This is a genomic window from Ruegeria sp. G7 (genome assembly GCF_056535465.1).
The window spans coordinates 323823-347644 of record NZ_JBQFIL010000001.1 but is presented as its reverse complement, the minus strand read 5'-3'; the positions used below and the strand labels follow the sequence as shown (position 1 = coordinate 347644).

Sequence of the window (23822 nt, the reverse complement as noted above, 5' to 3'; positions counted from 1 at the left end):
GATGGTAGACGCCGATCCCACCCTGCGCCCCGAGCCCATGCCCGAGGACAATGACCGCGCCCTGCGCCCGCAGGGGCTGGATGAGTTCATTGGTCAGGCCGAAGCGCGTGCGAACTTGCGCATCTTTATCCAATCGGCCCGACAGCGGGGTGAGGCGATGGATCATACACTGTTCCATGGCCCTCCGGGGTTGGGAAAGACGACGCTGGCGCAGATCATGGCGCGTGAGTTGGGGGTGAATTTCCGTATGACCTCGGGGCCGGTTCTGGCCAAGGCGGGGGATCTGGCGGCAATCCTGACCAATCTGGAATCGCGTGATGTGTTGTTTATCGATGAAATTCACCGCCTGAACCCTGCGGTCGAAGAAGTGCTTTATCCGGCGATGGAGGATTTTGAGCTGGATCTGGTGATCGGTGAAGGCCCCGCCGCGCGGACGGTGCGGATTGAGTTGCAGCCCTTTACGTTGGTCGGGGCCACCACGCGCATGGGTCTGCTGACCACACCGCTGCGCGACCGGTTCGGCATTCCGACGCGGTTGCAGTTCTATACGGTCGATGAGCTGCACGAGATCGTTACCCGCAATGCCCGCAAGCTGGGTGCTCCGGCGGATGATGAAGGCGCGCGCGAGATTGCGCGGCGGTCACGCGGCACGCCTCGGATCGCGGGGCGGTTGCTGCGGCGGGTGGTGGATTTTGCCATTGTCGAGGGCGACGGACGGATCACCCGCGAATTAGCCGATGGGGCGCTGACCCGGCTGGGCGTCGATAATCTGGGGCTGGACGGGGCCGACCGGCGGTATCTGAAGCTGATCGCCGAGAACTATGCGGGTGGGCCCGTGGGGATTGAAACCCTGTCGGCGGCCTTGTCCGAAAGCCGGGATTCGCTGGAGGAGGTGATTGAGCCCTATCTGTTGCAGCAAGGCCTGATCCAACGGACACCGCGCGGGCGGATGCTGGCGCAGAAGGCGTGGACGCATTTGGGGATGGCCGCCCCCAAGGGGCAGAGCGATCTGTTTGGTTGATACCGCGCGCTTTAGATTTTATGCCTCCGGCGGGAGTATTTTTGAAAAGATGAAGGGGCGGGCGTGACTCCGGATCAGATCGAGGCGCTGTTTACCCGCGAGAGCGGAGAGTTTCTGTTTGCGCGCTGGGGGCGGCCCATTGTGCCGATTGTGTTTGGGGTTGAGGATGAGACCTTGGCCACCGTTAAAGGGGCGTTTGAGGCAGTTGTGACATTGGCGGGCCATATGATGGCCGAAACCGATCCCGAACTGGGGGCCAATTGCATGGTCTTTTTCTTCCGCGACTGGCAGGAGCTGCTGGAGGTACCCGATCTGGATCGTTTGATCCCTGATCTGGCCCCGCTGGTCGAACGGCTGGTCGCAGCTGACGCAAATCAGTACCGTATTTTCCGCTTCGAAGAAGACGGGGCCATCCGGGCGGCTTTTGTATTCCTGCGGATGGACAAGGAATTGTCCAAGGTTCCGGCGGAGACTTTGGCACTGAGCCAGGTGGTGCAAACGGTTCTGTTGTGGTCGGATACCGCTTTTCGCAGCCAGTCGCCATTGGCCATTGCCGGAGAGGCGACGATTCTGCGGCCCGATGTTGCCGCTTTGATCCGAGCCGCTTACGATCCGGTTCTGCCCGGTGCCGCGCAGGATCCGTCCCATGCGTTGCGCTTGTTTGCCAGATTGGATCCGCTGCAATGAAACATATCTACCCGGTCCGAGTTTACTATGAAGACACCGACATGGGCGGGGTGGTTTATCATGCGAATTATCTGAAGTTCATCGAGCGCGCCCGGTCGGATTGGGTACGTAAGCTGGGCAATGATCAGAACGCGATGCGCGATGCAGGCATTGTATGGGTCGTGCGGCGGATCGAGGCGGATTATCTGGCCGCCGCTCGGTTCGAAGATGAATTGGTGGTCGAGACCGAGATGACCTCGCTGTCGGGGGCGCGGCTGACGATGTCTCAGCTGGTCAAACGCGGTGAGACCGAGGTCTTTCGGGCCGAGGTGACTGCCGTGTGCATGAATGCCGAAGGCAAGCCGGTGCGTCTTCCGGCAGAGATTCGCGCATTGATGTAACAATTTCGCCCCTCTGGGTGGTTCTGTTGGCTTTTCATATCCATCTGCGTTAGCGTTTGGCAAAACAAGGCCAAATGGCCATCAGGCAAAACAAAGAGCAGGTTCATGGAAGCTGAAACGCTGGCGCTGGCGCAGGAGATCGATTTCTCCATGTGGGGGCTGTATGCCCGCGCGACCTTTATCGTCAAACTGGTGATGCTGATGCTGATCGCCGCGTCGATCTGGTCATGGGGCATTATCATCCAGAAGCTGATCAATTACCGGGCCGCGCGACGCGAGGCACAGGTATTTGACGAAAGCTTCTGGTCCGGAAACCCTCTGGATGAGTTGTTCGAACAGATCGGAACGCAGCCCGATGGCAGTTCCGAAAAGATTTTTGCGGCCGGGATGATCGAATGGCGACGCTCGCACCGGACCGATGGCGGGCTGATTGCTGGGGCCACCGCGCGGATTGACCGGTCGATGGATGTGGCCATCGCGAAAGAGGCCGAAGGGCTGCAAAAGGGGCTGCCCATTCTGGCGACCGTGGGTTCGACGGCCCCGTTTATCGGGCTGTTCGGCACTGTCTGGGGCATCATGAATGCGTTCATCGAGATTGCCGAGCAGCAGAACACCAACCTCGCAGTTGTGGCCCCCGGTATCGCCGAGGCACTGCTGGCCACCGGTCTGGGCTTGCTGGCCGCGATCCCGGCGGTGATTTTCTACAACAAACTCAGCGCGGATAGCGACCGGATCGTTGGCGGGTATGAGGCCTTTGCCGACGAATTCGCCACCATCCTGTCGCGTCAGTTGGACAGCTGAGCCATGGGTGCGGCGGTTCAGCAAAGCTCGGGCGGGAATGGACGCAGGCGTGGGCGGCGGCGCGGGCGCGCGCAACCTATGGCCGAGATCAACGTGACCCCGTTCGTGGACGTGATGCTGGTGCTGTTGATCATTTTCATGGTAGCGGCCCCTTTGCTGACAGTCGGTGTGCCGGTGGACCTGCCCAAGACCGCCGCAAGTGCTTTGCCCGGTGATAATGAGGAACCGCTGACCGTGACCCTGACCGCCGACGGCCGGGTGCAGATTCAGACCACGGACGTTCAGCGCGAAGAGTTGATTGGCCGGCTGCGCGCCATTGCGGCAGAACGCAGCAGTGACCGGGTGTTCCTGCGTGCGGATGGGGCCATTCCCTACGCGCAGGTAATGCAGGTCATGGGCGCGCTGAACGCGGGCGGGTTTTCCAATGTGGGCCTTGTGACCGATACCGGCGGGCCGACGCTGGATGATGGGTAAGAGTGAGGTCGCGCGGTGGATACCGGCACCAAGATTTCAGCAATTGCGCATGTCAGCCTGATTGGCTGGGCGATGTTCGGCGGCACCTTCCGGTCCGAGCCGTTGCCAATGACTGTGCAGGACGTCTCGGTGATTTCGTCTGAGCAGTTTGCCGCGCTGAGCGCGCAGCGCAATGCGCCTGAGGTGCCGACTGATCCCGAAGATTTGCAGCAGCCCGATACCCCGGATGAGATCAATGCGCCCGAGCCGGTCCCGGACACTCCGCCCGAGCCCGAGGCAGTGCCGCAGCCGGAACCAGAGCCCGAGCCGGAGATTCAGCCGGAAGCGGTTGAAATCGCGCCCGAGCCCGAATTGGTCGAAGAGCTGCCGACCCTCGACCAGCCTGAGCCAGAGGTTGCTGCGCTGCCCGTTCCTCCGGGGCCAGAGGCCGAGCCTCAGGCGGCGGACAAGGTCGCGCCTGAGGCCATCGCGCCCCCTCCGCCCGAGGCAAAGCCGGATGATGTCGAAACCCCTCCGGTCTCATTGGATGAGGGGGCTGAGGTGCAACAGGAACAACAGGATCAGACTGCCCCGGAAGAGGCGGCACCAGAGATCGTGACCGAGGCGGAAGAGGTTGATGATCCGGCCCCGCGCACCTCTCCGCGCCCGCGCGTTCGCCCGAACCGCCCGGCGCCGCAGCCCGAGCCCGAGGTGGCCGAGACATCCGAACCTGCCCCGACCGAACCCGCGCAGGATGAGCAGGCGATCAACGATGCGTTGGCCGAGGCATTGGGCACAGGGACGGAACCTTCGGGCCCGCCTCTGACAAGTGGTGAGAAAGACGCGATGCGCGTCGCCGTCTCGCGATGCTGGAATGTGGGTTCGCTGTCGACTGACGCGCTGCAGACCGTTGTCGTTGTCGGCTTCTCGCTGACACCGGATGGAAAGGTTGTTGGAGGTAGCGTGCGGATGCTGGACAGTTCCGGCGGCTCGGCCGCGTCAGCCAAACAGGCTTATGAGGCTGCGCGGCGTGCGATATTGCGCTGTGGGGCGAGAGGATACGACCTGCCTGCTGACAAATACAGCCAATGGCAGGATATTGAGATTACATTCAATCCCGAGAGGATGCGGATCAAATGATGAAACTTCTGACCAGCCTCTTTGTTGGCCTGACTCTGATGACAGCTACGGCCTACGCCCAAAGCGGACCGCTTCGACTGGAAATCGACGAAGGCATTATTGAACCGATGCCTTTCGCAGTGCCAGATTTCGTGCCCGACACGACCGCGGCGGCGCAATTCGCGCAGGATATCTCGCGCGTGGTGGTGTCGGACCTGACGGGAACGGGCCTGTTCCGTGAGATTTCACAGGATGCCTTTATCAGCCGGGTCAGCAGCTTTGACACTCCGGTGCAGTTTGCCGATTGGAAGGCGATAAACGCTCAGGCGCTTGTGACCGGGGCGGTGAATGTCTCGGGCAAACGGCTGACGGTGCGGTTCCGGGTGTGGGATGTGTTCTCGGGCGCAGAACTGGGCAATGGGTTGCAGTTCGCGGGCACCACGGATGGCTGGCGGCGCATGGCGCATAAGGTGGCCGATCAGGTTTATAGCCGGATCACGGGCGAGGGTGGCTATTTCGACAGCCGGGTGGCCTTTGTCTCGGAAAGCGGGCCCAAGGATCAGCGGGCCAAGCGGCTGGCGATCATGGATTATGACGGGGCGAACGTGCAGTACCTGACCGACAGCTCGGCCATTGTGCTGGCCCCGCGCTTTTCGCCCACGGGTGACCGGTTGCTGTATACCAGCTATGAAACCGGCCAGCCGCGGATTTACCTGCTGGATGTCGGGCGGGTGCAGCGGCAGGAGCTGCCGACGCAGGAGGGTACGATGAGCTTCTCTCCGCGCTTTTCACCAGATGGGCGGTCAATCGTCTATTCGTTGTCTCAGGGCGGCAATACCGATCTGTGGAAGATGGATCTGGCTACACGACAAAGCGTTCGCCTTACGAATACACCCGCTATCGAAACTGCCCCAAGCTATTCGCCAGACGGAAGCCGGATCGTGTTTGAAAGTGACCGCTCAGGGACGCCGCAGCTTTACATCATGCCTGCAAACGGCGGTGAGGCGACGCGGATCAGCTTTGGTCAGGGCCGCTATGGCACCCCCGTGTGGTCGCCGCGCGGTGATCTGGTGGCGTTCACCAAACAGAACAAGGGCCGGTTCCATATCGGGGTCATGCGCCTCGACGGGAGCGAAGAACGTCTGCTGACTGCCTCCTTCCTTGACGAAGGGCCGACATGGTCGCCCAACGGTCGCGTCATCATGTTCACGCGGGAAACGCAAGGGGCCAGCGGACGCTCGACCCTGTATTCGGTGGATATTTCTGGGCGCAACCTGCGCCCGGTGCGCACGCCCGATGGCGGCAGCGATCCCTCCTGGGGGCCGTTGCAGAATTGAATTCCACGCGCTGTGGATGTCGTTCACAAAAAACATGCGATGTGGTAGAACCGCGTCAATAATCAAAACGAAACACGAGGCACTTGAGATGAACCTTCTGAGCAAATTCGCTGCTGTCGGGGCGCTGGCCCTGATTGCGGCCTGTACCAATAATGATCCATCGGCGCTGGGCGGTGGCGCAGGCGGCGCCGGGGCCAACGGCGCTTTGGTCCCGGGATCGCCCAGTGATCCGCGCTCGCCAGCTTATTTCCAGCAGACGGTAGGGGATCGCGTTCTGTTCGCGGTTGATCAATCCACGCTCAGCCCGCAGGCGCAAACCGTGCTGCAGGGGCAGGCCGACTGGCTGCTGGCCAACCCGGATTTCGTTGCCACCATCGAAGGCCACGCCGATGAGCAGGGCACGCGGGAATATAACCTCGCGCTGGGGGCGCGCCGGGCCAATGCGGCGCGGGAATACCTGATATCGCGCGGGGTGGCGGGCAATCGGCTGACCACCGTCAGCTTTGGCAAGGAACGCCCGATCGAAATTTGCAGCACCGAGGAATGCTATTCCAAAAACCGCCGCGCGGTGACGGTGCTGACCGGCTCAACCTTGGGGTAAGATGATGCGATTTGCAGGTTTGGTTCTGGCGGCGGTTGTGGCCGCCGCTGGTGTGGCTCAGGCGCAGGATCAGCAGACCTTGGCGGATATCCGGCAAGAGCTGACGGTGCTGCATGTGGAAATCCAGCGTCTCAAGCGCGAGTTTTCGACCACCGGGTCACCCGCGCCGAACCTGTCCGGCAGTTCGGTGCTGGAACGCGTCGATGCTATCGAAGCTGAGCTGCAGCGCCTGACGCGTCAGACCGAGCAGTTGAACCAGCGGGTGCAGAACATCGTCGCTGACGGCACCAACCGCATCGGCGATCTTGAGTTTAGGCTGGTCGAACTGGAAGGCGGCGATCTGAGCACGCTGAGTGAGACCTCGACGCTGGGCGGTGAAACCTCGACCGAGGTTGCCGTTGCCCCGACGCCAACGCAGCCCGATGCGGTAGAGCAGGGCGAACTGGCCGTTGGCGAGCAGGCGGATTTCGACGCGGCCTCGCAGGCGCTTGCGGACGGAGATTTCCAGACCGCCGCCAACCTGTTTTCGCAATTCGATCAGGCCTATCCCGGCAGCCCGCTGGCGGCACAGGCAAACCTGCGGCGTGGTCAGGCGCTTGAAGGCACCGGCGACACGCGCGAAGCGGCGCGGGCGTTTCTGGCCAGCTTTACTGGCGATTCCGAAGGCCCCTTGGCCCCCGAGGCACTGTTCGAACTGGGCGCGGCACTAGGGCGTCTGGGGCAGACAGATCAGGCCTGCATCACGCTGGGCGAAGTGGGCGTGCGCTTCCCAAGCTCGGCCCCGGCAAACTCGGCGACACAGGAAATGGCCGCGCTGGGCTGTTCTTGACCTCTGACGCCGATACGCTTCGGTCTGAGATTCGGGCGCGCCTGCCCGACCCGCTGCCGCGCCGTTTGGGTGTGGCGGTGTCCGGGGGCAGCGATTCGACCGCTCTGTTGAAGCTGCTCTGTGAAATTGCGCAGCAATCCCAAATCGACCTGTTTGCCGCAACCGTAGATCACGGACTGCGGCCCGAATCCGCGGCTGAGGCCCAATCGGTCGCGGCGCTGGCGCAAAGCTGGGGCATTCCGCACCAAACACTGACATGGCAGGGCTGGGACGGCTCCGGCAATCTGCAGGATCAGGCGCGGCGGGCGCGGTATCGGTTGCTGACGGAATGGGCCGGTGCGCAAGGCCTTGAGGCGATTGCGCTGGGCCACACAGCAGATGATCAGGCGGAAACGGTGCTGATGCGGCTGGCGCGATCCGCCGGGGTTTCGGGTCTGTCGGGAATGGCGGCTGAACGCGCCGAGGGCAGCATTACGCTGCTGCGTCCGATGCTGTCGACCACGCGGGCGCGTCTGCGCGACTATCTGACGGGGCAGGGGATTGGCTGGATCGAAGACCCCTCGAATCACGACCCCCGCTTTGACCGGATCAGGGTTCGGAAGGCTCTGAGCGGGTTGGATCAGGTCGGGATCACCGCCGATGGCCTGTCGCGCGTGGCTGAGAACCTTGCACAAGCGCGTGAGGCTTTGGCGCTCTACGCGCAGGAATCCGCCCGTCGCCATGTAGAAGTGCATCCGGGCGAGCTGTGTTTCGATCGTGCCGGGTTCGCAACGTTGCCTGAAGAAATCTGTCGCCGTCTTGTTGTCGCCGCAGTCACATGGCTGACGGGGCGGGAATACCCACCTCGGCAAACCGCTGTCGATCAGGCCGTGCAGGCCTTGCTGCACGGTCAGGCGACCACGCTGGCTGGCTGCCAACTGGTCCCAGATGGCAAAAAACTTGGGTTTTCAGAGAGCTAAACGCCTTGCTGTCTCAAACTGCTTCCCCCGGCGCCGTATGGGATGGCCGCTGGGTTGTGGATGGGCCGGGCACGCCCGGCGCCGAAATTCGCGTGTTGGGCGAAGAGGGGATTTTGCAACTGGACGACTGGCGCGCTGTGGCGAAACCCCGCGCTGTGGTGATGGCGACCCCCGCCGTATGGGTCGAAGGGGCGGTTCTGGCGGCTCCGCTGGCCGGTTTTGCCAATGGATGGCGGGTTAAGGCAGCTTCTGAGTGGCCAGACTTCTATACCGTGATTTTATCGCATTGAACCTGCCACAATCCTCTCTATTTTAAGGAACAACGCCGGTGAACCTCATCCGCCGAAACCTTCTGGGAGATTTTCCTTGGGCAACGCTCGCAACATCGCCTTCTGGGTCGTTCTGTTTCTGCTGATCCTTGCACTGTTCAACCTTTTCAGCGGACCGGGTGGAACGCTTCAAGGCAATGAAAAAACCTATTCCGATTTCGTGACCGCCGTTCAGAATGGCGAGGTCAGCAAAGTCACGCTGGATGGCGAGCAGATTCGCTATGCCACGCAGAGCGGCGCGACCTACACGACGATCAAACCCGGCGATGCCGAGGTGACGAAACTGCTGATCGAAGAGAACATTCCTGTCGAGGCTGTGAAACAGCAGCAATCGGGCTTCCAGTCGTTCCTGATCACGCTTCTGCCCTTCCTGCTCCTGATCGGCGTTTGGGTCTATTTCATGAACCGGATGCAGGGCGGTGGCAAAGGTGGTGCAATGGGCTTTGGCAAGTCCAAGGCCAAGATGCTGACCGAAAAGCATGGCCGCGTGACCTTTGACGACGTCGCGGGCATCGACGAAGCCAAGGAAGAGCTTGAAGAGATCGTCGAGTTCCTGCGCAACCCGCAGAAATTCTCGCGTCTGGGCGGTAAGATTCCCAAGGGCGCGCTGCTGGTTGGCCCTCCGGGTACCGGTAAAACTCTGCTGGCCCGCGCCATTGCCGGTGAGGCCGGTGTTCCGTTCTTCACCATTTCGGGCTCGGATTTTGTTGAGATGTTCGTGGGTGTCGGTGCATCCCGTGTGCGCGATATGTTCGAACAAGCCAAGAAAAACGCGCCTTGTATCGTGTTTATCGACGAGATTGACGCCGTAGGTCGCCATCGTGGCGCCGGTTACGGCGGTGGTAACGACGAACGCGAACAGACCCTCAACCAGTTGCTGGTCGAAATGGACGGGTTTGAGGCCAACGAAGGTGTGATCATTCTGGCCGCCACCAACCGTAAAGACGTTCTGGACCCCGCTCTGCTACGTCCGGGCCGGTTTGACCGGAACGTGACCGTCGGCAACCCTGACATCAAAGGTCGTGAGAAGATTCTGGGCGTTCACGCGCGCAAAACACCTCTGGGCCCCGATGTTGACCTGCGCATCATCGCGCGGGGTACGCCGGGCTTCTCGGGTGCCGATCTGGCGAACCTCGTGAATGAGGCCGCGCTGATGGCAGCCCGCGTGGGTCGTCGCTTTGTCACCATGGAAGATTTCGAGAACGCCAAGGACAAAGTGATGATGGGGGCCGAGCGCCGCTCGATGGTGCTGACGCAGGATCAGAAGGAAAAGACAGCGTATCACGAGGCCGGCCATGCCGTGGTCGGTCTGGCGCTGCCGGAATGTGATCCGGTCTACAAGGCGACGATCATTCCACGCGGTGGTGCGCTGGGGATGGTTGTCTCTCTGCCGGAAATGGACCGTCTGAACTATCACCGCGATGAGTGCGAGCAGAAGCTGGCCATGACCATGGCGGGCAAAGCCGCTGAGGTCATCAAATACGGCGAGGACCATGTCTCGAACGGCCCTGCCGGTGATATCATGCAGGCCAGCCAGTTGGCACGCGCGATGGTGATGCGCTGGGGGATGTCGGACAAGGTCGGTAATATCGACTATGCCGAAGCGCATGAGGGGTACTCGGGCAACACCGCCGGGTTCTCTGTCTCGGCGCATACCAAAGAGCTGATCGAGGAAGAAGTGAAGCGCCTGATCCAGCAGGGATATGAGCGTGCGCACGAGATTTTGACCGAAAAGCACGAGGAATGGGAGCGTCTGGCCCAAGGTCTGCTTGAATATGAAACTCTGACCGGTGACGAGATCAAGCGCGTCATGAATGGCGAGCCGCCCAGTGAAAGCGATGATGAGGGTGACAAGCCTGACGAGGGCAATGCACCGAGTGTCACGGCGATCCCGAAGACCAAGCCCAAGAAGTCTCCGCCCGAGGGCGGGATGGAGCCGGAGCCTTCGGCATAAACGAACAAAACCCGGGGTAAGCCCCGGGTTTTTCTTTTCAATCCGCCTCGAATGACTTTTGGTGTGCAGGCAATCAGAGGGGGATAATATGCCGGTCCTGAAAGAAACTGACTATGTGGCTGAAATCGTTTGGCTGGGTCATGTCCCTGCGGGTCAATCCCTGCGCGCACAACCCGTCGATGCGCTGACGCTTGGGTTCTCGGGCGACGCAGGTGCGCGGCACGAGGGTGAGACGCGGGCATCCTGCGTGCGGGTCAAGAACCTCTATCCTCAGGGCACTGAGATTCGCAATGTGCGGCAACTGTCGGTTCTTTCTGAAGAAGAAGTGCAGGCGATCGCGGCTGAGATGGGGATGGATCAGCTGGACCCTTCCCTGATGGGGGCCAGTATCGTACTGCGCGGCATTCCGGATTTTACCCATGTGCCGCCGTCCTCGCGCCTTCAGGCCGCAAGCGGTTTGACCATCGTGATCGACATGGAGAACCGCCCCTGCATCCTGCCGGGGCGCGAGGTCGAGGCCGAGGAGCCGGGCAAGGGCGCTGCGTTCAAGCCAGCCGCCAAGGATCGGCGCGGCGTGACGGCATGGGTCGAACGGCCGGGGGCGCTGTGTCTGGGCGACCGGATGAAGCTGTTCACCCCGGATCAGCGCGCGTGGGCCCCCTGAGGTTTCCGATTAGAAACGCGTGACTGACCTTACGACGCTTCGCGACGCCAGAATGTCGGAATCCAGAGCTACCGGAATTGTACACAACGGTATGAAACGCCCAGCGCCGGCGCCACTCGTCGGTTATGCACGGTATTCAATCAAGGACCCCGGCCAATGAGCTACAAATCCGACATCGAAATCGCTCGCGAGGCGAACAAGAAGCCGATTCAGGAAATCGGTGCAAAGATCGGCATCGAATCTGCGGATCTGCTGCCTTATGGCCATGACAAGGCGAAGGTCAGCCAGGACTTCATCAACTCGGTTCAGGACCGCGAAGACGGCAAGCTGATCCTTGTCACCGCGATCAACCCGACCCCTGCGGGTGAAGGCAAGACCACCACCACCGTAGGTCTGGGCGACGGCCTGAACCGCATCGGCAAAAACGCGATGATCTGTATCCGCGAAGCCTCGCTTGGCCCGAACTTCGGTATGAAGGGCGGCGCTGCAGGTGGCGGTTACGCACAGGTTGTTCCGATGGAGGAAATGAACCTGCACTTCACCGGCGACTTCCACGCCATCACCTCGGCCCATTCGCTGCTGTCGGCAATGATCGACAACCACATCTATTGGGGCAATGAGTGCGACATTGACATCCGCCGCGTTGCATGGCGTCGCGTGGTCGACATGAACGATCGCGCGCTGCGTCAGATCACTGCCAGCTTGGGCGGCGTGTCGAACGGTTTCCCGCGTGAAGCAGGTTTTGACATCACCGTGGCGTCCGAAGTTATGGCGATCCTCTGCCTGGCCAACGACCTGAAAGACCTGGAAAAGCGTCTGGGCGACATCATCGTTGCTTACCGCCGCGACAAGACCCCGGTTTACTGCCGCGACATCAAGGCAGAAGGCGCAATGACCGTTCTGCTGAAAGACGCGATGCAGCCAAACCTGGTACAGACGCTGGAAAACAACCCTGCCTTCGTCCACGGCGGTCCGTTCGCGAACATCGCGCACGGCTGTAACTCGGTCATCGCGACCAAAACCGCGCTGAAAGTCGCTGACTATGTCGTGACCGAAGCAGGCTTTGGTGCCGATCTGGGTGCCGAGAAGTTCATGAACATCAAGTGCCGCAAGGCAGGTATCGCTCCGTCGGCTGTGGTGCTGGTCGCCACCGTGCGCGCGATGAAGATGAACGGCGGCGTGGCCAAGGCCGATCTGGGTGCGGAAAACGTCGAAGCGGTTCAGTCGGGCTGCGCAAACCTGGGACGTCACATCGAGAACGTGAAGTCCTTCGGTGTGCCGGTTGTTGTGGCGATCAACCACTTCGTCACCGACACCGACGCCGAAGTGCAGGCCGTAAAAGACTATTGCGGCGAACACGGGGTCGAGGCGGTTCTGTCGCGTCACTGGGAACTGGGTTCGGAAGGCTCAGCCCCACTGGCCGAGAAAGTTGTCGAAATCGTCGATGGTGGTTCTGCGAACTTCTCGCCGATCTATCCGGACGAGATGGCGCTGTTCGAGAAGATCGAAACCATCGCCAAGCGCATCTATCGCGCGGATGAGGTTCTGGCCGACAACAAGATCCGCAACCAACTGCGTGAGTGGGAAGAAGCGGGCTATGGCAACCTGCCGGTCTGCATGGCGAAAACCCAGTACTCGTTCTCGACCGATCCGACCCTGCGCGGCGCGCCCACCGGGCACTCGGTTCCGGTGCGTGAGGTCCGCCTGTCCGCAGGTGCCGGTTTCATCGTGGTTGTCTGCGGTGAGATCATGACCATGCCCGGTCTGCCGCGCAAACCTGCTGCGGAAACCATCTGCCTTAACGACGCAGGTGAGATCGAGGGCTTGTTCTAAGCCGCTGAATAAGACATCTCGTGGTCCGGGGAGTGCCCCGGGCCATGAGGAGACCACGATGCCCACTCTGACGCCGCCGCAAGACTGTCACTCTATGCAGGAACTGCGGGTTCAGATCGACAAGCTGGATCGCCAACTGATCGAGATGCTGGTGACGCGGGCGGGATATATCGACCGCGCGTCTGAGCTGAAACCGGCCGAAGGGCTGCCCGCGCGCATCCCCGACCGCGTCGAAGAGGTGGTGGGCAAGGTCTGCGCCAGCGCCGATGAGCTGGGCCTTGATCCCGCTCTGGCCGAGAGACTGTGGCGCATATTGATTGACTGGTCGATTGCGCGGGAAGAGCGCGTGATCGGAACCGACTGAATGGCTCGGGCGCAGTTTGCGCCCGATTGATTTTGAAAGAAGGGATCGAAGGATGGCAGCCCAAATCATCGACGGTAAGGCCTTTGCGGCCAAGGTCCGCGCGCAGGTGGCCGATCAGGTTGCGAAGCTGAAGGAAGAAAACGGGATCACCCCCGGTCTGGCGGTGGTTCTGGTGGGCGAAGACCCGGCCAGCCAGGTCTATGTCCGCTCAAAAGGTAAGCAGACCGTTGAAGTCGGCATGAACTCGTACGAGCACAAGCTGGATGTCGACACGTCCGAAGAAGACCTGCTGGCGCTGATCGATAAGCTGAACAATGACCCGGCTGTGCATGGCATTCTGGTGCAATTGCCGCTGCCCAAGCATCTGAACGAAGATCTGGTGATCAACTCGATCGATCCTGCCAAGGACGTGGACGGGTTCCACATCTCGAACGTGGGTCTGTTGGGTACAGGCCAGAAGTCAATGGTGCCCTGCACACCGCTGGGCTGTCTGATGATGCTACGTGACTATCACGGTTCGCTGTCGGGTATGGACGCGGTTGTGATTGGCCGGTCGAACATCGTGGGTAAGCCCATGGCGCAGCTGCTGCTGGGCGATAGCTGCACCGTAACCATCGCGCATTCGCGTACCAAGGACCTGCCCGATGTGGTCCGCCGCGCCGATATCGTCGTCGCCGCGGTTGGCCGCCCCGAGATGGTGCCGGGCGACTGGATCAAGGAAGGCGCGACCGTCATCGACGTTGGCATCAACCGGATCGAACGTGACGGCAAGAACAAACTGGTCGGCGACGTCGACTTTGCCAGCGCATCCGAGCGTGCCGGTGCCATCACCCCGGTCCCCGGTGGTGTCGGTCCGATGACCATCGCTTGCTTGCTTGCGAATACCCTGACCGCCTGCTGCCGGGCCAATGGTCTGCCAGAGCCGGAAGGTCTGACAGCCTAGTACCGATTCTCAGAGGGATTCTTTGACCTCGTCTGACATCAGTTTTGGGCCGAAAAGCACCAGCGCTTTTCGGCCCAAACTATTTGAGCGTATTGAAACATTAATTCGGACATTACCTCCGTTGACCTAACGTTAGTAGGTGATAAACCTTCTGTTCCAGCCAGTTAGAGGGATAAGATCGCCTTCATCCAAGCGAATGCAGGAATGCGTTGGGAGGCGTGCGGATTTGTATGAGTTTTAGACTGGAAACGATATTGGCGCATCTAAGCCTGCAGCGTATTCTTGCGGGGCTCGTTTTCATTCCTCTGATGGCTTATTCTTTCGCCCCGTTTCGGGACCTTACGCTGTCCTTCCCCCAGCGCCTCGTATACTGGTCGGGGGTCATGTTGTTGGCTTTGGCCGCGACATGGGCAGCGGGCAAGCTGGTGCGCCAGAAGCTGCTGCACTCGGATCTGCTGGTCCGGGACCTGGCGTTTGCGCTGTTGATCCTCATGTTGTTCGCGCCCTCGCTATGGTTGCTGACATGGGTTCAGTTCACGCTGAATGGTTTGATGGCTCCGGGTCTTTTGATGGTGGCCCCGTATGGCGTGTTGTTTGCAACAGGTCTTCTGCTGGTCCGGCAGCGGGATCGGGTGGATGTGCCAGAAAGCGAACCGAAACCGCGGCTATATGCGCGGCTGCCCGAATCCTTTCAGGGTCAGATTTATCGGCTGACCGTACGGGATCACATGGTTGATGTGGTGACATCTGAGGGAGTGTTCACCATTAGGTCGCGCTTTACCGATGCGATCGCCGATATGGATACGATAGCAGGCCATTGTACCCATCGGTCGCACTGGATCGTGGATGCCGCCATCGTCGGCAGCGAGAAGCAGGGGGGTAAGGCTTTTCTGCGCCTGTGCAATGGCGACCTCATTCCGATCAGTCGTAAATACAAACCAATGCTTGAACGGGACGGGCTGCTTTAGCTGTCATCGGGGCATAGGAATCATCCGGGGGGTCGCGCCCGTAAGGATTGCCATGGCGTTCGGTGCCATGAGATGCGAAAGCGCTTTGTTCGAGCTTCGCAAGCCGCCGGTATAGGTGCCGTAGGCGGGCAGAATCACGCGCCTCTCATCCACCAGAAAGGCGGGTCGTGAGACCTGACGACCTTTGGCGGACAGGCCCACCTTGGGATGGTAGTGCCCCGAAATCTCGTTTTGTCCATCAGGTGCTGCAATATGGCGAAAGGTCAGACCCCGACAGCGCCATTCCGCGCGATGTGCCCCGCCCAGCTCGACCGGGCCGGGGTCGTGATTGCCCTCGATCCAGACCCAGCGTCGTCCGGCCTGTAGCGTGGCGATATGCAAACGGTCCTGCTCGGACAGGGCTTGCGAGGCATGAAGGTCGTCAAAGCTGTCGCCCAGACAGATTACGGTCACTGCATTGGTTCGGCTCAGATCGTCCGCCAGACGGGTCAATGTCTCGCGCGTGTCATAGGGGGGCAGGGCAGGACCGCCCCGGCGGGCCATCCGCTCAGATTTGCCCAGATGCAGGTCCGAAACACACAGCAGACGCTGGTCGGGCCACCATAAAGCCCCTGATCCTAGGGCGGATAAACTATGGTCTTTGAAGCTGAAGGTCAGAGTGTTCATGATCCGTTCGTTACTTGTTTCGACCCGCCGCGCAAGAAGAATCACTCAGGCGCAAGGCCCGCAGCGCTCATCAGGCGCGCACTTTCTTCGGCAAGCAGGCGTTCTTCGGCTTCGCCTTTGACGGGGACTTTTTCAACCTCCAGAAACAACGGTGCGGCGAGCGGGGAAACCCTCTTGAGGCGCAGCAGATCAACGCGATCCCCGATCCGGGCGATCATTTCCTCGATGCGCCCAAAATCGACGAGACCACGCATGGCTTCTTCGCGGGTGATCTGCATCAGAAGGTGGTCGGGGTCGTATTTCAACAGCGTGTCATAGAGGATATCCGACGAAAACGTCGCCTGCCGCCCGCTTTTGCGGTGCCCACCCGTATTGCGCTCGATCAGGCCCGCGATGGTGGCCGAGGCACGAAAGGTCCGTTTCATCACCGCATTGCCCGCCAGCCATGTTTCTAGCCCGTCGCGCAGCGCATCCAGCCGGAACAGGGGGCGCGGATCGGTCACCGCATCCAGTCCCCAGATCAGCGTGGCATAGTCCGTGGCGACAAAACCCAGCGGGGCCAGTCCGGTTTCCTCCATCCGTTTGGTCAGCAACAGCCCCAGCGTCTGCTGGGCGTTGCGACCGGCAAAGCCGTAAACACACAGATGTTCGCGGCCCTGATCGGGAAAGCTTTCGATCAGCAACCGGTCACGCTGTGGCAGGCGTGAGACGTCGCGCTGCAAGGCCAGCCAGTCGGCCGTATGCGCAGGCAGCTGTGGCCAGTCAGGTTGTGCAAACATACGCAGGATGCGGTCGCTCAACTGTGTCGAGGTGGCAAATTTTGTGCCCATGAAGGTGGCGATCTTGGGCTTTTTGTCGGCCCGGCGGCTAACCTCGACAACCATCTCGCGCAGACCCTCATAGCGCACGATCTGGCCGCCGATCAGGAAAGTGTCGCCGGGGGTCAGCGAGGCGGCAAAACCTTCCTCGACCTCACCCAGAGGTTTGCCGCCGCGATTGCGTTTCAGGCGGACCTTCAGGGTGTCGGTGTCCTGAATCGTGCCCAGATTCATACGAATACGCTGCGCCGCGCGCGGGTCCCGCAACTGCCAGCGTCCGTCGGGTCGTTGTTGCAAACGCTGCCAGCGATCATAGGCGCGCAAGGCATAACCACCGGTGGCGCTGAACTCGAGACAAGCATCAAACGCGGCGCGGCTCAGGTCTGCGTAGGGCCCCGCCGCCGTCATCTCAGCATAAAGCGCATTGGCGTCAAACGACCCAGCCGCCGCCGCAATCAGGATATGCTGGCACAGCACGTCCCGGGGGCCAGACCCGCGCGGTTCACCGTCCAGATCATGCTCTTGCACCGCTTGCAGCGCGGCCACGCATTCGACCACCTCAAATCGGTTGGCGGGCACCAGTAGAGCCTTGGACGGCGCGTTATAGCGATGGTTCGCTCGCCCGATCCGCTGCACCAGACGTTTGACATTCTTCGGCGCACCTATCTGGATCACTAGGTCGACATCCCCCCAGTCAATCCCCAGATCGAGGCTGCCGGTGCACACAATTGCCCGCAAATCGCCGCGCACCATCGCGGCCTCAACCCGTTCGCGCTGTTGCCGGTCCAGACTGCCGTGATGGATGCCGATGGGGAGGCCTTCATCGTTCGCAAGCCAGAGGTTATGAAAGAAAATCTCGGCCTGTGCGCGGGTGTTGTGAAAGATCAGCGTGGTCTTGTGCTGCCTGATCTGCTGCAGCACCGCTGGGATGGCATAGGCCGCACCGCCGCCGGACCACGGGGGCATCTCGTCGGTTTGCAGCATGGCGATATCAGGATCAGGTCCGGGATCGGCCTGAATGATGCGGCACGGGTCGGGGTGGCGCGCCAGAAAGCGTGCAATGCCTTCGGGGTCTTCCACGGTGGCCGACAGGCCAACCCGGCGCAGACCGGGGCAGAGCGTTTGCAGCCGCGCCAACGCCAGCATCAACTGATCACCGCGCTTGCTTTCGGCCAGCGCGTGTATCTCGTCAACAATGATGCGCTGTATCCCGCGAAACATCCGTGGCGCATCCTCGTATGAGGTCAGCAGGGCAAGGCTTTCTGGCGTGGTCAGCAGGATATGCGGTGGGTCAGCGCGCTGGCGTTTCTTTTGCGTGGCCGAAGTGTCGCCGGTGCGGTCTTCGATGCGGATGGGCAGGCCGATTTCATCTACGGGCGTGCGCAGGTTGCGGCGGATATCGGCCGCCAATGCCTTGAGCGGTGAGACATAGATCGTGTGCAGCCCGTCATGCGCCCCGTCGGCCAGTTCGGACAAGGACGGCAGAAACCCGGCCATCGTCTTGCCTCCACCCGTTGGTGCGATCAGCAGGGTCGCCGGGTCCTGCGCCCGGTCGAACATCTGTTGCTGATGGGGATGGATCGACCAGCCTTTGGTGGCAAACCAATCGCTAATCCGGGCGGGAATCTGCGTCATGGGTGCAGATTACCCGCCAAGGATCAGAAGGATAGGGGGTCAGTGGATGATCTTTTCTTCCCTGACGAACATATTTGCCCAGGCTCGATCAATCAGATCGGGGCTCATCTGATAGGGTATGCCCTCGAACTCGCAAATCGCGATCATTTGGTCGATCAGGAAGATCGGCTGATAGTTCGCGTAGATATTGTTGATGGTCGGATACTTGACCTTCAACAGATGGACCAGAGCGGCCTCGTCCAGCGGGATGCCGCGTTTGCGTGCCACCATGGCAAAGATTTTCAGGAAGTTTTCCTGGTTCGGGCCGTCGATCTTGATCTTGAAGAAGATCCGGCGCAGGGCCGCCTGGTCGAAGATTTCATTCGGGTGGAAGTTGGTCGAGAAGATGACCAGCGTGTCGAAGGGAACTTCGAACTTCTCACCCGATTGGAGGCCAAGGATGTCCTTGCTTTCCTCCAGCGGAACGATCCAGCGGTTGATCAGGGCCTGAGGGGGCTCGGCCTGACGTCCAAGGTCGTCCACAATGAAGATGCCGCCGGTGGATTTCAGCTGCAGCGGCGCCTGATAGGTCCGTGCGGTGGGGTTGTAGACCAGATCCAACATGCTGAGCGACAGTTCACCGCCCGTTACAACAGTGGGGCGTTCGCATTGCACGTAGCGCGTGTCGAACCGTTTGCGGCGGCGCAGGCTGTTGGGGTCGTCGGCCTCTTGCTCGATCGCGGTGTGCACGATCGGATCGTAAACCGTGATGACCTGGCCGGCGTATTCGATCGCCCAGGGAACATAAACACTGTCACCCAGCGCGTCCCGGATACCGTTCGAGATCGAGGATTTACCGTTGCCCGGTGGGCCATACATCAGGATGGAGCGGCCAGCGCTGACGGCGGGGCCCAGATGGTCCAGCAGACTGTCGGGCAGAACCAAATGGCCCATTGCCCCTGTCAGCTGGTCGCGTGTGACCTGAATGTTGCGGATCGACTGGCGTTTGACCTGCTCGCGGTAGACGTCCAGCGGGACCGGCATCGCGCCGAAGTACTCGGACTGGCTCAGCGCATCCAGCGCGCGCGCCTTGCCCGCATCCGTGAGTTGATAGCCCATCTCGTTGCCCGAGTTGGCATTCAGGGTCCCTGTGGCCTCAAGCAGTTTCTGTTCGCGCGCGATATCAATCAGTTCCTGCGTGACCGAGCCAGGCAAACAGACCGCAGCTGCGACCTCGGTCACTGTGTCGACGTTCTTGCGAAAGATCGTTTTCAGCAGGATGTCCCGCATCATCACCAGCGGAAGCTGCATTTCAGCCAACCCTTTGGGGGCAGGGGGGGCCATAACCGAGGTCGTCTGCATATTCATGAGCGGGACTCGTTCGTCAACTATCACATCAGAAGCCCGTAAACGGGCCGTTTGAGGAAAATTTGACGCCGCTTTGTGGCAGGACCAAGGCGCGCAAAAGGCGCACTGATGATTGTTTACGATCCTTGAATTGTCCCAAGGATCAGATAGATGGCAAGACTACCTGCAAGCGGCAATCCCATCGGAAACTGCTTGCCACGATCCCAGCTTTCCCAGTGCGGCGCAACCTGACGCAGGCGGGTGTGCTTGGCCAGCCGGTGGGCCACAAAAGCGCCAAGGGTGGTGGCTGCGAGAATCACCATTCCCAACATCAGGTCTCCGGTCCAGACGAACGGTGCAGCGGCGGCGCAGAATTTGGCGTCGCCCGCGCCCATCACACCGGCGGCGTTCAAAACGATGCCGAGCAACAAAACCACGAAGATATGAAGCAGTTGCCAGCCGTAAACAGGCAACGCTACCGATAGTGGACCCAAACGCCCCGCAACCCATTCGCCGGACCAGGGCGGCAGAGCTATCAAGCCTACGACGACAAAAACCAGGGTCAGTGCAAGGACAGCGTGATTTTTGATGCGCATTTCGCGCATATCCGTGAAGGCAACGTAGAAGCAGATTGGCAGGACGAAGGGCAGGAACCACGTCGCCGCTGCCGCAGGGATCACCATAGATCAGGCATCCTCAAGCGCACGCAGCGACCGGACAGCTTCGTCGAAGTGCTGCGGATGAGTCGAGATCGCTTCGCGGTACAGGTTCTTTGCAAGGTTGATGTCTCCTTGCTTGACCGCCGAGATCGCCATCGTGTTCAGAAGACGTGCACGCTCGATCTGTGTCATTGGAACAACCGGTACGCTGTAGTTGCCCTGCGCGCTGCGGGCCAGCACCAGATTGTTCTTCGCGGTGAACAACGATTGGTCGTTTCGGATGGCTTCAGTGAACAACCGTTCGGCTTCGGAATACTGACCACGTGTCAGCTTGGAATAGCCCCAGTTGTTCATGACACCCGCAGGGCGTGTGGTCAGGCCGACCGCGGTCTCATAAAAGTGATCCGCGCTTTTCCAGTCTTTGCGGGAATCGGCGACCAAGGCCTCAAGCCGATAACGCTTGAACGTTTCATACGTCGGAGGGATGCTGTCGAGCGTCGCCTTCGCGCCGTCCCAATTGCCACTGCGCACCTGTGCATCCGCATATTCAACGCGATCCGAATTGTTTGCGCCTTTCATGCCCAGAACGCGCTTCCAGGCTGCGGCCGCTTCGGTGTTGCGCTTGGCGCGTGTCAGGCTGATTGCCAATCCGCGATGCAGGTCGATCCGGTCAGGATTTTTGGTGGCTGCACCGTGGAAATAGGTGACAGCTTCGTTCGGGTCGGCCGCATTCAGCATCACGTCATTCAGGTTGGTCTCGTCAATGACGTTAACCTCCTGAAATGTCCGTTCGACCTTTTCTTCTTGGGTTTCTTTTGCGCAGGCGGTCAACACCAGCCCGCACGCAAGCATCGTCGGAATCAAGAAGGGGTGGCGCATTTTTGCGTCCTTTTACTGCTCTGCCTCTGTTGCCGGTATTCTGCGCAGAACGAATTCCCCGTTGCCACGCTGCTCCAGCTCAAATTCTTGTTCTTGTGGGGTATTATTAACAGGATTTTCCATTTTTGCGAGTGCTAACCGCAAATTGTCTCGAATTGCGTCACTTTCGCCATTGTCCAAAGCGAAGGCCCTGCGAAACACCTGCGCGGCCTCGGCATATTCGTTGGTCTCCATCAGAAAGACCCCCAGATTGTTCCATGCGACGGGCCAGTCCGGATCATCCTCTACGGCGCGGCGCAGCAGAGGCTCTGCCTGACCAATCCGGCGCAGACCCAGATTGGCGGTGCCAAGTGAGGTCAGGACCTCAGGGGTCATTCCCTGCTGCAGGGCAGCTCGCGTGAAGGAATCTAGGGCCAGTTCATACTCACCGGCAGCCATCAACCGGTTGCCTGCCGCGATTTCATCAACCGCCGGCCCATCTGGGTCTATCCCGGGCGCGAAAGGACCGTTGGCCGAAGGTCCTTCGGTGCAAGAAGCCACCATGGTCAAGACCATGGTGGCAAGCAGTACTTTTCTAAGACTGAGGCTGCAGAGCCTGAGCACTTCGATAAGTGTCAAACTCGATCTGCTAGTTTCCAAGCTCCGATATGCCTTTTGCCGATGGACCAACCAAGATTACCAATAGCGGAGGAACTGTAAGCGTCATAGTCGCCAGCGTCATTTTCGTTGGCAGTTTGTTAGCGGCTTCCTCAGCGCGCATCACGCGCTTGTCTCGCATTTCATCGGCATAGACACGAAGCGCGTCGGCAATTGGTGTACCAAAAGACGCAGATTGGATCATAACCGTGACGAAGGCGCTGACGTCTTGTACCCCACACCGCGTTGCGAAATCGCGCAGGACCGTATCTTTCTCTTTACCTGCCTTCATTTCGTACGCCACAACTTCAAATTCTTCGGATATTTCGGGGTACGACGCCTTCATTTCTGCGGCGACCCTTACAATCGCCTGATCCAGCGATTGTCCGGCTTCCACGCAAACCAACATCAGATCCAGTGTGTCGGGGAAACCTGCGGTGATGGCTTCCTGACGCTCTGCAACGCGCCGGGTGATCCAGTACTTCGGGAAGAAGTAACCGATCGCGCCGGGAACAAGCACGCGGATTGCCATATCCTGTGCAGTCAGCTCCTGTCCGTCGGTAAAGAGGGTCACGAACAAAACACCCAAAATAATACCAAAGATACCAAGCGCAAACTGTGCAAAATGATAAAACCGGACAGAGTCTTTGGATTGATAACCGGCCTGCCGAAGCTTGAGTTCTACTGCGCTGTATTCTTCTTTGTTCTGCGGCTCCAGAAAGTTCGCGAACTTCTCAAGCTGTTCGTTCCGACCTGCAGTTCTGAGGCGTTCTTTCTTGTCCTTTTTCTTTGTTTTCTTCGGAGCTGCCGTCGAGCGTTGCAGTTTCTTCAATGGGTCTTCGGGCTGGTTCAGCATCAGCGGTATTGTGACCAGGATCATGAACAGCCCCAGAACACCAATGATGATCAATGGCCCGAATTCACCGAGATGTTCGGTGATCATATCATTGATTGAATAAAGGAATTCCATAACCTGCCCCTCAGACCTTGATGTTGGTGAGAACGCGCATGACGATCAGGTTAAGCGTCAGCATGATGCCGACAAAAAAGCATGCGGGGATGAAGTAAGGGTGGTCGATGACGTTGTCATAGTACCCTGGATCTTTGACCATGATGAAACCCAAGCAAAACAGCGGGAAGCCGGACAGGAATTTACCTGACCATTGTGCTTCTGCGGTGATCGCTTTCACGCGGCGAAACAGACGGAACCGTGCCCGGATGACCTTCGCCAGACCGGCAAGGATTTCAGCCAGGTTGCCACCGGATTGTTGTTGGATCGAGACAGCAACGGCGAGAAATCGCAGATCTTGCATGTCCAGCCGCTCGGCGAGGTCTTTAAGCGCTTCGCCTACATCCCGACCGTAGGCGCATTCGTCCGAAATCACACCAAATTCGGTTGCCAGCGGGTCCTCGACCTCGTTCGCCACGATTTGGACCGAAGAAACGAAGGGGTTACCAACGCGAAGGGATCTCACCATCAATTCGACGGCGTCAGGCAGCTGCTCTTCAATCAGAGACATGCGCTTTTTCGCTTTATTGCTTACCCAGGCATATACAGCACCTACCCCGATCGCGATGGAAATGGCGATGCGAAGTGCTGTTTCTGTAGCGGTTGCGATACTCAGGCCAAAGAATGCGACCACTGAAACCAGCACCATAATCATGATCAACTGCGCAGGCGAGAAGGCAATTGCAGCTTTTTGCGCCTTGTCTGCCAGCAGAGAATACAGCGGTATCGTCTGTGATTTCATGTGCTGCTGCATTTCCTTGCGCAGCTGTTCCAGGACCTGCTCGCGCCCGATCCCTTTGTCAATCATGTCCAAACGACGATTGACGCGGCTGTTCAGGCTGATCGATTTGCCAAAAGCAACCAAGTAGATACCTTCGACCAGGGCCAGAACCCCAACGAATATGCCAACATATATGAGAGCCTCAACAGGCAGTTGCATTTCCCCGGTCTC

The 23822-nt window shown here is 59.8% G+C and carries 25 protein-coding genes; 17 read left to right on the top strand and 8 right to left on the bottom strand.

Going from position 1 to position 23822, the window contains the following annotated elements; translation table 11 throughout:
• Position 1: 1 nt before the first annotated feature.
• The 17 genes from ruvB to ACR3EN_RS01655 all read left to right on the top strand — a co-directional run bounded on the left by ruvB (position 2) and on the right by ACR3EN_RS01655 (position 15242).
• A complete protein-coding gene (gene ruvB / locus ACR3EN_RS01735) occupies positions 2 to 1021 on the top strand; it encodes a Holliday junction branch migration DNA helicase RuvB (protein WP_480702675.1) in 1020 nt (339 codons plus the stop codon).
• A gap of 63 nt (positions 1022 to 1084) precedes the next feature.
• Complete coding sequence (locus ACR3EN_RS01730) at positions 1085 to 1708, top strand: hypothetical protein (protein WP_480819351.1); 624 nt, start codon at positions 1085 to 1087, stop codon at positions 1706 to 1708.
• Positions 1705 to 2088 (top strand): tol-pal system-associated acyl-CoA thioesterase, encoded by a 384-nt coding sequence (gene ybgC, locus ACR3EN_RS01725; protein WP_480819352.1) that lies wholly within the window; start codon positions 1705 to 1707, stop codon positions 2086 to 2088. Before ACR3EN_RS01730 ends, ybgC begins: the two co-directional genes overlap by 4 nt.
• 105 nt (positions 2089 to 2193) lie before the next feature.
• The gene (gene tolQ, locus ACR3EN_RS01720) at positions 2194 to 2889 is read left to right on the top strand and encodes a protein TolQ (protein WP_480819353.1); all 696 of its coding nucleotides are present in this window, start codon (positions 2194 to 2196) and stop codon (positions 2887 to 2889) included.
• Between the two features lie 3 nt (positions 2890 to 2892).
• Entirely contained in the window at positions 2893 to 3363 is a 471-nt protein-coding gene (gene tolR, locus ACR3EN_RS01715; RefSeq protein ID WP_480528407.1) for a protein TolR, read from the top strand.
• Positions 3364 to 3378: 15 nt separating this feature from the next.
• Positions 3379 to 4482: an energy transducer TonB gene (locus ACR3EN_RS01710; protein WP_480870267.1), complete on the top strand. Its 1104-nt coding sequence runs from the start codon at positions 3379 to 3381 to the stop codon at positions 4480 to 4482.
• Positions 4479 to 5798, top strand: a complete 1320-nt coding sequence (gene tolB, locus ACR3EN_RS01705; protein ID WP_480819355.1) for a Tol-Pal system beta propeller repeat protein TolB — start codon at positions 4479 to 4481, stop codon at positions 5796 to 5798. Before ACR3EN_RS01710 ends, tolB begins: the two co-directional genes overlap by 4 nt.
• Positions 5799 to 5886: 88 nt before the next feature.
• Positions 5887 to 6399, top strand: a complete 513-nt coding sequence (gene pal / locus ACR3EN_RS01700) for a peptidoglycan-associated lipoprotein Pal (RefSeq protein ID WP_480819356.1) — start codon at positions 5887 to 5889, stop codon at positions 6397 to 6399.
• Between the two features lie 4 nt (positions 6400 to 6403).
• Entirely contained in the window at positions 6404 to 7228 is an 825-nt protein-coding gene (gene ybgF, locus ACR3EN_RS01695) for a tol-pal system protein YbgF (protein ID WP_480820052.1), read from the top strand.
• Positions 7225 to 8187 (top strand): tRNA lysidine(34) synthetase TilS, encoded by a 963-nt coding sequence (gene tilS / locus ACR3EN_RS01690; protein ID WP_480918383.1) that lies wholly within the window; start codon positions 7225 to 7227, stop codon positions 8185 to 8187. Before ybgF ends, tilS begins: the two co-directional genes overlap by 4 nt.
• Before the next feature lie 5 nt (positions 8188 to 8192).
• Positions 8193 to 8477 (top strand): hypothetical protein, encoded by a 285-nt coding sequence (locus ACR3EN_RS01685; protein WP_480918382.1) that lies wholly within the window; start codon positions 8193 to 8195, stop codon positions 8475 to 8477.
• Positions 8478 to 8553: 76 nt separating this feature from the next.
• A complete protein-coding gene (gene ftsH, locus ACR3EN_RS01680; protein ID WP_480819358.1) occupies positions 8554 to 10470 on the top strand; it encodes an ATP-dependent zinc metalloprotease FtsH in 1917 nt (638 codons plus the stop codon).
• A gap of 88 nt (positions 10471 to 10558) precedes the next feature.
• Positions 10559 to 11134 (top strand): MOSC domain-containing protein, encoded by a 576-nt coding sequence (locus ACR3EN_RS01675; protein WP_480819359.1) that lies wholly within the window; start codon positions 10559 to 10561, stop codon positions 11132 to 11134.
• A gap of 156 nt (positions 11135 to 11290) precedes the next feature.
• Positions 11291 to 12967: a formate--tetrahydrofolate ligase gene (locus ACR3EN_RS01670; RefSeq protein ID WP_480819360.1), complete on the top strand. Its 1677-nt coding sequence runs from the start codon at positions 11291 to 11293 to the stop codon at positions 12965 to 12967.
• A 58-nt stretch (positions 12968 to 13025) separates the two neighbouring features.
• Positions 13026 to 13331: a chorismate mutase gene (locus ACR3EN_RS01665; RefSeq protein ID WP_480819361.1), complete on the top strand. Its 306-nt coding sequence runs from the start codon at positions 13026 to 13028 to the stop codon at positions 13329 to 13331.
• Between the two features lie 52 nt (positions 13332 to 13383).
• A complete protein-coding gene (gene folD / locus ACR3EN_RS01660) occupies positions 13384 to 14274 on the top strand; it encodes a bifunctional methylenetetrahydrofolate dehydrogenase/methenyltetrahydrofolate cyclohydrolase FolD (RefSeq protein WP_480819362.1) in 891 nt (296 codons plus the stop codon).
• A 230-nt stretch (positions 14275 to 14504) separates the two neighbouring features.
• Positions 14505 to 15242 carry a LytTR family DNA-binding domain-containing protein gene (locus ACR3EN_RS01655; RefSeq protein ID WP_480819363.1) on the top strand — a complete coding sequence of 246 codons (738 nt, stop codon included), beginning with the start codon at positions 14505 to 14507 and terminating at the stop codon, positions 15240 to 15242.
• 3 nt (positions 15243 to 15245) lie between these two features.
• Here ACR3EN_RS01655 and pdeM read toward each other — a convergent pair whose 3' ends face one another.
• From pdeM to ACR3EN_RS01615, 8 genes are all read right to left on the bottom strand, one after another.
• Positions 15246 to 15908 carry a ligase-associated DNA damage response endonuclease PdeM gene (gene pdeM / locus ACR3EN_RS01650; RefSeq protein ID WP_480819364.1) on the bottom strand — a complete coding sequence of 221 codons (663 nt, stop codon included), beginning with the start codon at positions 15906 to 15908 and terminating at the stop codon, positions 15246 to 15248.
• Positions 15909 to 15949: 41 nt separating this feature from the next.
• Positions 15950 to 18361 (bottom strand): ligase-associated DNA damage response DEXH box helicase, encoded by a 2412-nt coding sequence (locus tag ACR3EN_RS01645; protein ID WP_480870262.1) that lies wholly within the window; start codon positions 18359 to 18361, stop codon positions 15950 to 15952.
• Positions 18362 to 18400: 39 nt separating this feature from the next.
• Positions 18401 to 19708: an ATPase gene (locus ACR3EN_RS01640; RefSeq protein ID WP_480819366.1), complete on the bottom strand. Its 1308-nt coding sequence runs from the start codon at positions 19706 to 19708 to the stop codon at positions 18401 to 18403.
• 116 nt (positions 19709 to 19824) lie between these two features.
• On the bottom strand, positions 19825 to 20370 hold the full coding sequence (locus ACR3EN_RS01635; protein WP_480819367.1) for a prepilin peptidase: 546 nt from the start codon (positions 20368 to 20370) through the stop codon (positions 19825 to 19827).
• A gap of 3 nt (positions 20371 to 20373) precedes the next feature.
• Positions 20374 to 21225 (bottom strand): tetratricopeptide repeat protein, encoded by an 852-nt coding sequence (locus ACR3EN_RS01630; RefSeq protein WP_480819368.1) that lies wholly within the window; start codon positions 21223 to 21225, stop codon positions 20374 to 20376.
• A 12-nt stretch (positions 21226 to 21237) separates the two neighbouring features.
• A complete protein-coding gene (locus ACR3EN_RS01625; RefSeq protein WP_480820054.1) occupies positions 21238 to 21780 on the bottom strand; it encodes a tetratricopeptide repeat protein in 543 nt (180 codons plus the stop codon).
• Positions 21781 to 21853: 73 nt separating this feature from the next.
• Positions 21854 to 22831 carry a type II secretion system F family protein gene (locus tag ACR3EN_RS01620; protein ID WP_480819369.1) on the bottom strand — a complete coding sequence of 326 codons (978 nt, stop codon included), beginning with the start codon at positions 22829 to 22831 and terminating at the stop codon, positions 21854 to 21856.
• Positions 22832 to 22841: 10 nt separating this feature from the next.
• The gene (locus ACR3EN_RS01615; RefSeq protein WP_480819370.1) at positions 22842 to 23810 is read right to left on the bottom strand and encodes a type II secretion system F family protein; all 969 of its coding nucleotides are present in this window, start codon (positions 23808 to 23810) and stop codon (positions 22842 to 22844) included.
• Between the last annotated feature and the right edge of the window lie 12 nt (positions 23811 to 23822).

Bases quoted from the DNA above. Each gene is read 5' to 3' on its own strand.
- ruvB (WP_480702675.1), top strand. From the start codon at position 2: ATGGTAGACGCCGATCCCACCCTGCGCCCCGAGCCCATGCCCGAGGAC.
- ybgC (WP_480819352.1), top strand. From the start codon at position 1,705: ATGAAACATATCTACCCGGTCCGAGTTTACTATGAAGACACCGACATG.
- tolQ (WP_480819353.1), top strand. From the start codon at position 2,194: ATGGAAGCTGAAACGCTGGCGCTGGCGCAGGAGATCGATTTCTCCATG.
- tolR (WP_480528407.1), top strand. From the start codon at position 2,893: ATGGGTGCGGCGGTTCAGCAAAGCTCGGGCGGGAATGGACGCAGGCGT.
- tolB (WP_480819355.1), top strand. From the start codon at position 4,479: ATGATGAAACTTCTGACCAGCCTCTTTGTTGGCCTGACTCTGATGACA.
- pal (WP_480819356.1), top strand. From the start codon at position 5,887: ATGAACCTTCTGAGCAAATTCGCTGCTGTCGGGGCGCTGGCCCTGATT.
- ybgF (WP_480820052.1), top strand. From the start codon at position 6,404: ATGCGATTTGCAGGTTTGGTTCTGGCGGCGGTTGTGGCCGCCGCTGGT.
- ACR3EN_RS01675 (WP_480819359.1), top strand. From the start codon at position 10,559: ATGCCGGTCCTGAAAGAAACTGACTATGTGGCTGAAATCGTTTGGCTG.
- ACR3EN_RS01670 (WP_480819360.1), top strand. From the start codon at position 11,291: ATGAGCTACAAATCCGACATCGAAATCGCTCGCGAGGCGAACAAGAAG.
- ACR3EN_RS01665 (WP_480819361.1), top strand. From the start codon at position 13,026: ATGCCCACTCTGACGCCGCCGCAAGACTGTCACTCTATGCAGGAACTG.
- folD (WP_480819362.1), top strand. From the start codon at position 13,384: ATGGCAGCCCAAATCATCGACGGTAAGGCCTTTGCGGCCAAGGTCCGC.
- ACR3EN_RS01655 (WP_480819363.1), top strand. From the start codon at position 14,505: ATGAGTTTTAGACTGGAAACGATATTGGCGCATCTAAGCCTGCAGCGT.
- pdeM (WP_480819364.1), bottom strand. From the start codon at position 15,908: ATGAACACTCTGACCTTCAGCTTCAAAGACCATAGTTTATCCGCCCTA.
- ACR3EN_RS01645 (WP_480870262.1), bottom strand. From the start codon at position 18,361: ATGACGCAGATTCCCGCCCGGATTAGCGATTGGTTTGCCACCAAAGGC.
- ACR3EN_RS01640 (WP_480819366.1), bottom strand. From the start codon at position 19,708: ATGAATATGCAGACGACCTCGGTTATGGCCCCCCCTGCCCCCAAAGGG.
- ACR3EN_RS01635 (WP_480819367.1), bottom strand. From the start codon at position 20,370: ATGGTGATCCCTGCGGCAGCGGCGACGTGGTTCCTGCCCTTCGTCCTG.
- ACR3EN_RS01630 (WP_480819368.1), bottom strand. From the start codon at position 21,225: ATGCGCCACCCCTTCTTGATTCCGACGATGCTTGCGTGCGGGCTGGTG.
- ACR3EN_RS01625 (WP_480820054.1), bottom strand. From the start codon at position 21,780: ATGGTCTTGACCATGGTGGCTTCTTGCACCGAAGGACCTTCGGCCAAC.
- ACR3EN_RS01620 (WP_480819369.1), bottom strand. From the start codon at position 22,831: ATGGAATTCCTTTATTCAATCAATGATATGATCACCGAACATCTCGGT.
- ACR3EN_RS01615 (WP_480819370.1), bottom strand. From the start codon at position 23,810: ATGCAACTGCCTGTTGAGGCTCTCATATATGTTGGCATATTCGTTGGG.